The sequence below is a fragment of the Gilliamella sp. Fer4-1 genome, assembly GCF_001690515.1.
In the GTDB taxonomy this organism is placed as follows: Bacteria; Pseudomonadota; Gammaproteobacteria; order Enterobacterales; family Orbaceae; genus Gilliamella; species Gilliamella apicola_C.
In genome coordinates this window covers 1-7,721 of record NZ_LZGZ01000296.1, presented here as the reverse complement: position 1 = coordinate 7,721, position 7,721 = coordinate 1, and the positions used below count along the sequence as shown (strand labels likewise).

The following is a 7,721-nucleotide window of genomic DNA, read 5'->3' as shown; positions in this document are numbered from 1 at the left end:
ATAAATAACATTTATTTTATTATTAGTATTGGAATAGTTGATTAATTTGATAGGAATTAACATTCTTTTCTAAGCTTTGGTTTGCTTTACTTTTTTTATGAAAATGGCAGACTTATGCGATGAAACTCCATAATGCAGAGTTGTAATTTATATAGTTATTTATAGCTAAGGATAGCAAATACTGCATTTTTCTAAACAAAAAAAGAGGTTTTTATATGTCGGATATGCAAGTGAATGATATCGATCCCATTGAAACACAAGATTGGCTCAAGAGTCTTGATTCAATTATTCGCGAAGAAGGTATCGAACGTGCACAATATATTATTGAACAAATAGTCAATAAAGCGAGAGATGGTGGTGTTCCACTACTTTTTGGTTCTTCAACAAGTAATTATGTCAATACTATCCCAGTAGAAGAACAACCTGCTTATCCTGGCGATTGGGAAATAGAACGCCGCATTCGTTCAATTGTTCGCTGGAATGCAATTATGATGGTGCTAAGGGCATCAAAAAAAGATCTGGAACTAGGTGGTCATATGGCATCGTTCCAGTCTGCTGCTACGTTTTATGAAGTTTGCTTTAACCATTTTTTCCGTGCACGCAATGAAAAAGATGGTGGTGATCTAGTTTATTTCCAAGGGCATATTTCACCAGGTGTTTATTCACGCGCATTTATTGAAGGTCGTTTAACCGAAGAACAACTTGATAATTTCCGCCAAGAAGTACATGGTAAAGGACTGCCTTCTTACCCTCACCCTAAATTACTCCCTGAATTTTGGCAATTCCCAACAGTATCAATGGGGCTTGGTCCTATTAGTGCTATTTATCAAGCACGTTTTTTAAAATATTTAGAAAATCGGGGACTGAAAGATACTTCTGAACAAACTGTCTATGCTTTCTTAGGCGATGGTGAGATGGATGAGCCTGAATCAAAAGGCGCAATTACCGTTGCAACACGTGAAAAACTGGATAATTTGGTATTTGTTATCAACTGTAATTTACAACGTTTAGATGGACCGGTAACAGGCAACGGTAAGATCATTAATGAATTAGAAGGTGTTTTTGCTGGTGCAGGCTGGAATGTGATTAAAGTTCTTTGGGGTGACCGTTGGGATAAACTTCTACAAAAAGATAAATCTGGTAAGTTAATTCGACTAATGAATGAAACACTTGATGGCGATTATCAAACATTAAAATCAAAAGACGGTGCTTATGTTCGTGAGCATTTCTTTGGTAAATATCCTGAAACAGCAGAGCTAGTTAAAGATATGACTGATGAAGAAATCTTCAGATTAAACCGTGGTGGTCAAGATCCAGCTAAAATGTTTGCAGCATTCCAACGAGCCAAAGAAACTAAAGATCGTCCAACAGTCATTCTTGCTCACACAATTAAAGGCTATGGTATGGGTGATGCAGCTGAAGCTAAAAATATTGCCCACCAAGTGAAAAAAATGAATATGGATGGTGTGCGTCATGTTCGTGATTTCTTCAATATTCCTGTAACAGATGAAGCACTTGAAAAATTACCTTATATCAAATTTGAGGAACACACGCCAGAATACAAATATATTCATGAACGTCGTAATGCATTACATGGCTATGTTCCATCAAGATTAACCAAATTCTCTGGTACGATCTCTATTCCATCATTAAGCGAATTTTCGTCATTACTTGAAGCACAGTCAAAAGAAATTTCAACCACAATTGCGTTTGTCCGTGCACTTAACATCATGCTTAAGGATAAAGAATTAGCACCACGCTTAGTACCTATTTTGGCTGATGAAGCGCGTACTTTTGGTATGGAAGGCTTATTCCGTCAAATTGGGATTTATAATCCACATGGGCAACAATATACGCCACAAGATAAAGAGCAAGTTGCTTATTATCGTGAAGACGAAAAAGGTCAAATTTTACAAGAAGGGATTAATGAATGTGGTGCAACGGCTTCATGGTTAGCTGCTGCGACATCATATAGCACCAATGATTTCCCAATGATTCCATTCTATATTTATTATTCTATGTTTGGTTTCCAACGTATTGGCGATTTAATGTGGGCAGCTGGCGATCAACAAGCACGCGGATTTATGATCGGTGGTACATCAGGTCGTACAACATTAAATGGTGAAGGCTTACAACATCAAGATGGTCACAGCCATATTCAATCATTAACCATACCTAACTGTATCTCATATGATCCTGCTTATGCTTATGAAGTTGCGGTTATTATGCAAGATGGTTTACGTCGTATGTATGGCGAACAAGAAAACGTTTACTACTATATTACAACACTCAATGAAAACTATGCACAGCCTGCAATGCCAGAAGGTGCAGAAGAAGGCATTCGTCGTGGTATTTATAAACTTGATACTGTTGAAGGTCAAAAAGGTAAACCGACTGTTCAGTTATTAGGTTCTGGTTCGATTTTACGTCATGTACGTGATGCGGCTGACATCTTAGCTAAAAACTATGGTATTAGTTCTGAAGTTTATAGCGTAACATCATTTACTGAACTTGCTCGTGATGGACAAGATTGTGAACGATACAATATGCTACATCCAAGTGAAACACCAAAAGTGCCTTATGTTGCACAAATTATGAATAACAACCCAGCAGTAGTTTCAACTGATTATATGAAAATTTTTGCTGAGCAAATTCGTGGATTTGTACCTGCTGAAAGTTATCGAGTGCTTGGTACTGACGGCTTTGGTCGCAGTGATAGCCGTGAAAATTTGCGCCATCACTTTGAAGTTGATGCATCTTATGTTGTTGTTGCAGCATTGGGTGAACTTGCTAAACGTGGTGATATCGAAGTTAGCGTTGTTGAAGAAGCGATCAAAAAATTCGAAATCAATGCTGACAAACTTAATCCACGAATTGCATAAGAGGTTGTTATAATGAGTATTCAAATTAAATTACCCGATATTGGCGGTGATGAAGTCGAAGTGACCGAAATTCTGGTTAATGTTGGTGACAAAGTTGAAGCTGATCAGTCAATTATGACTGTTGAAGGTGATAAAGCATCAATGGAAATTCCAGCACCACAAGCTGGTATTGTTAAATCTATTTCGGTAAAAATTGGCGATAAAGTCCAAACGGGTGTGGACATTATGGTCTTTGATGAACAGGGCGGTGCAGAGCCTGCGGCTCCAGCACAAGAAGCACCAAAAGTTGAAGTCGCACCAACTGCTGCTGTAGTGAGTCAAACTGTTGATGTCAATGTACCTGATATCGGTGGCGACGAAGTTGAAGTGACCGAAATTTTAGTAAAAGTTGGCGATACTATATCTGTTGATGATTCGTTAATTACCGTTGAAGGTGATAAAGCTTCAATGGAAGTACCCGCAACCATTGCCGGCATCGTTAAAAGTATCACAGTGAAAGTGGGCGATAAGGTGAAAACAGGTTCCAAAATTATGGAATTTGAAACCACAACTAGTGTAGCGCCAGCTACTCAAACAGCGCCGGTTGCTCCAGCACCTGTTGCTGAAAAAGTCGCACCAGCGCCAACATCAGCGCCTGTTACCGCACAATCAGCGCCTGTATCATCAGGCAATGACTTTGTTGAAAATGATGCTTATGCGCATGCAACTCCATCAGTACGTCGTTTAGCGCGTGAATTTGGCGTAAATCTTGCTAAAGTCACCGCGACAGGTCCTAAAAACCGTATTTTGCGTGAAGACATTCAAGCCTACGTTAAAAACGCAGTTAAACAAGTTGAAAGTGGCGCTGCTGGTGGTGCATTACCTGGTTTATTACCATGGCCGAAAGTTGATTTTAGTAAATTTGGTGAAGTTGAAAGCCTACCATTAACTAAAATCCAAAAAGTATCAGGTGCAAATTTACACCGTAACTGGGTCATGATTCCACATGTGACGGAGTTTGATGAAACCGATATTACTGATTTAGAGGCATTCCGTAAGCAACAAAATGCAGAAGCTGATAAGAAGAAGCTTGACCTTAAGATCACACCTTTAGTGTTTATCATGAAGGCGGTAGCTAGCGCATTAACAGCGTATCCTCGCTTTAATAGCTCATTATCTGAAGATGCTCAAACGCTAATTATCAAAAAATACATTAATATTGGTGTAGCTGTTGATACACCAAACGGTCTTGTTGTGCCAGTGTTTAAAGATGTTGATAAAAAAGGCATTGTTGAGCTTTCTCGAGAACTTGCGGCAATTTCTAAAAAAGCGCGTGAAGGTAAATTGACTGGTAGCGATATGCAAGGTGGATGTTTCACTATTTCTAGCCTTGGTGGTATTGGTACAACCTCGTTTACACCAATTGTCAATGCGCCAGAAGTGGGCATTTTAGGCGTATCTCGTTCTAGCATGAAACCAGTATGGAATGGCAAAGAGTTTACACCACGCTTAATGTTGCCTTTATCATTATCATTCGATCATCGTGTTATTGATGGTGCGGATGGTGCGCGCTTCTTAAGCCATATTGTTAACGTCTTATCCGACTTACGTCGTTTAGTGATGTAATTAAGGAGATCAAATTATGAGTCAAGATGTTAAAACACAAGTTGTGGTTTTAGGAGCAGGACCAGCGGGTTATTCCGCTGCGTTCCGCGCAGCCGACCTTGGACTAGATGTTACCCTTGTTGAACGTTATTCAACACTGGGTGGTGTCTGTTTAAATGTAGGTTGTATTCCATCAAAAGCATTACTTCATGTTGCTAAAGTAATGGATGAAGCAAAATCATTAACTGAACATGGTATCCATTTTGGTACCCCGAGACTTGAATTAGACAAAGTGCGTGGCTGGAAAGAAAAAGTCATTAGCCAGCTGACTAACGGACTTGCTGGCATGGCAAAAATGCGCAAAGTCAATGTGATTCAAGGTGAAGCTCAGTTTACTGGTAGCCATACTATGGAGGTGACTTCTTCAAAAGGGATCACTAAAATTACCTTTGATAATGCGATTATTGCAGCGGGTTCTCGTCCAATTAAGTTACCTTTTATTCCACATGATGATCCGCGTATTTGGGATTCAACAGATGCCTTAGCGCTAACCACCATTCCTAAAAAATTATTATTGATGGGTGGCGGAATTATTGGTCTTGAAATGGGGACTGTATACCATGCATTAGGTTCAGAAGTCGATGTGGTTGAAATGTTTGACCAAGTGATCCCTGCTGCTGATAAAGATGTGATCAAAGTCTTTACTAAGCAGATCCAAAAGAAATTCACTTTACGATTAGAAACCAAAGTGACCACCGTTGAAGCCAAACATGATGCAATTTACGTCACCATGGAAAAGAAAGACGGCACCACCGAAACCCATACTTATGATGCGGTATTAGTGGCGATTGGTCGTACGCCAAATGGTAAATTAATTAGTGCAGAAAAAGCAGGTGTTAACGTTACTGATCGTGGATTTATCGAAGTGGATAAACAGATGCGCACTAACGTACCACACATTTATGCCATTGGTGATATTGTGGGTCAGCCAATGCTTGCGCATAAAGGTGTACACGAAGGGCATGTGGCAGCAGAAGTGATTGCTGGTAAAAAACACTTCTTCGATCCAAAAACCATTCCTTCTATTGCCTATACTGAACCTGAAGTGGCGTGGGTGGGCTTAACTGAAAAAGAAGCGAAAGAAAAAGGCATTGATTATGAAGTATCAATCTTCCCATGGGCTGCTTCAGGGCGCGCTATTGCTTCGGATTGTTCAGAAGGGATGACAAAACTCATCTTTAATAAAGCAGATAATCGCTTGCTAGGTGGTGCGGTTGTTGGCGTGAATGGCGGTGAATTACTAGGTGAAATCACCTTAGCTGTTGAAATGGGCTGTGATGCCGAAGATATTGCATTAACTATCCATGCTCACCCAACATTGCATGAATCGATCGGCTTAGCTTCTGAAATTTATGAAGGCTCAGTCACCGATTTACCTAATGCCAAAGCAAAGAAAAAATAGTGACAACAAGTCATTAATTTACTTAGTAAAATGCCGTTAGCTCAAACTAACGGCATTTTTATTTGCCTTAAAATAAATTTGTTTGTCAAAACGCTTCAGAAAATAAAGTGTTTTAATAAAACTTAATTAAACATACTTTGTATGGATCTTAATAAAATTGAATGAAAGAGTAGGTAATCTATTTGTCATGATAGTTTGCGTAATTGCTAATATTTTTCATTTAAATTTAATCGTCCTAATTTTAGTGTTTTTTTTCACAATTTTGGGATTTAACTCAACTCCAAGATTCAATTTTTAATTAATGATTAAGTATATTTCTTTAACTGTTCAATATATCATATAGCAAAATAACTAAGATAAAACAGAATAATGAGTAACGAAATCGAATTAAAATTTGAAATCAATGACAATGATATTGCTAATTTAAAATGTTTTTTGGAACAATGGGCTGATAGTGACGAAGCCGAATTTTCGGCAATATCATCAGTAAAACGACGCTCTACAAAACTCAACTTGACTAATACTTATTATGACACAAGTGATTATTACTTACGTAATAACCATTGTGGTCTGCGAGTAAGAGGATGTGAAGAAAATCACCAAAAAAAGTTTGAAATCACCTTAAAGCGAGATAGCAAATCAGTGGCTGGTTTACATGAACGAATAGAATTTAATGTCAACTTACCTAACTCAGAACCTGATTTAACACTATTACCACATGCGGCATTACCTGATAATTGTAATATTGCCCAGTTACAACAAAATTTATTGCCATTGTTTAGTACTGATTTCAAACGTCAAACTTGGTTGATTTCGTTTGCAAGTAGTGAAATTGAAGTCGCTTTAGATCAAGGAGAAATTAAGTCAAACCAAAAGGTTAAAATTATTCAAGAAGTCGAACTTGAACTCAAACAGGGTAATAAACAAGATTTGCTCAATTTTGCGCTTGAATTAAGTCGATTTCATTTACATCTTTTTTCACAAAGTAAAGCCGCTAGAGGTTATTTGTTGCTTAAAAATTCACCATTGAAAAGCTGTCAGTTTGATATTAAAATGCATCAAAATTTAACTCAACTACTCAATTTTTGGCAACAAAATGAAGAATATGCGTTAGAAACTAACAACTTAAATTTTTATCAACAAACTTTAAACCAGATTAGCAATGTATTAACTGATAAAAATCTATCTCTTGAACCTGAATTTACTCAATGGCAAGAGGCATTATTGTCTTTTAACTCAATAAAAAAGTTTGCTTTTAGTGAACTGAACACAAGGTTAAAACTGGCATTGATTGCGAATCTGACTCTTAATTAATGGACTAAAATAGATGAAATTCTCTTTTTTTAAATTACCGTTCTTTTTTGTACTCTTTTATTGGATTCTTGATAGCATCTTTACGATTGGATGTGTGCTTTTTGTTAATAGTGATTTTCATAGCGATGAAGTATTGGTTTTATTTAGTTCAAATAGTTATAGTATATCATTATTAAATAACCTAATTTTAACTAATACTTTTAATCAATTAGCGAATCTGGTTCTAGTTTTTATTACTTCAGCAATAGTATTAAACAAATATTTTATTTATCGAGTCAACGCAAATAATCTTTTATATGCATTTACAATAGTACTTTTGATAATAATTGGTTTATATGCTTATCAAATTATATTTGCCCAGCAGACAGGCGTATTTTTGAATAATTACTTGTTGGAATCATACTTCTTTTATACCTATAGGTTTTATATAGGAATATTGCGGTTTGTTAGTTATATTTGGATATTCATGGGTATTTGTT

General features: G+C 37.1%; 4 protein-coding genes. All 4 read left to right on the top strand.

What is annotated here, in order from left to right; genetic code table 11:
• The first annotated feature begins 215 nt into the window (after positions 1-215).
• Complete coding sequence (aceE, locus tag A9G30_RS10230) at positions 216-2,882, top strand: pyruvate dehydrogenase (acetyl-transferring), homodimeric type (protein WP_065588889.1); 2,667 nt, start codon at positions 216-218, stop codon at positions 2,880-2,882.
• 12 nt (positions 2,883-2,894) lie between these two features.
• A complete protein-coding gene (gene aceF, locus A9G30_RS10225) occupies positions 2,895-4,487 on the top strand; it encodes a pyruvate dehydrogenase complex dihydrolipoyllysine-residue acetyltransferase (protein ID WP_065588888.1) in 1,593 nt (530 codons plus the stop codon).
• A 16-nt stretch (positions 4,488-4,503) separates the two neighbouring features.
• Positions 4,504-5,928 carry a dihydrolipoyl dehydrogenase gene (gene lpdA, locus A9G30_RS10220; RefSeq protein ID WP_065581840.1) on the top strand — a complete coding sequence of 475 codons (1,425 nt, stop codon included), beginning with the start codon at positions 4,504-4,506 and terminating at the stop codon, positions 5,926-5,928.
• A 369-nt stretch (positions 5,929-6,297) separates the two neighbouring features.
• Positions 6,298-7,242 (top strand): CYTH domain-containing protein, encoded by a 945-nt coding sequence (locus tag A9G30_RS10215; RefSeq protein WP_065588887.1) that lies wholly within the window; start codon positions 6,298-6,300, stop codon positions 7,240-7,242.
• Positions 7,243-7,721 lie beyond the last annotated feature (479 nt).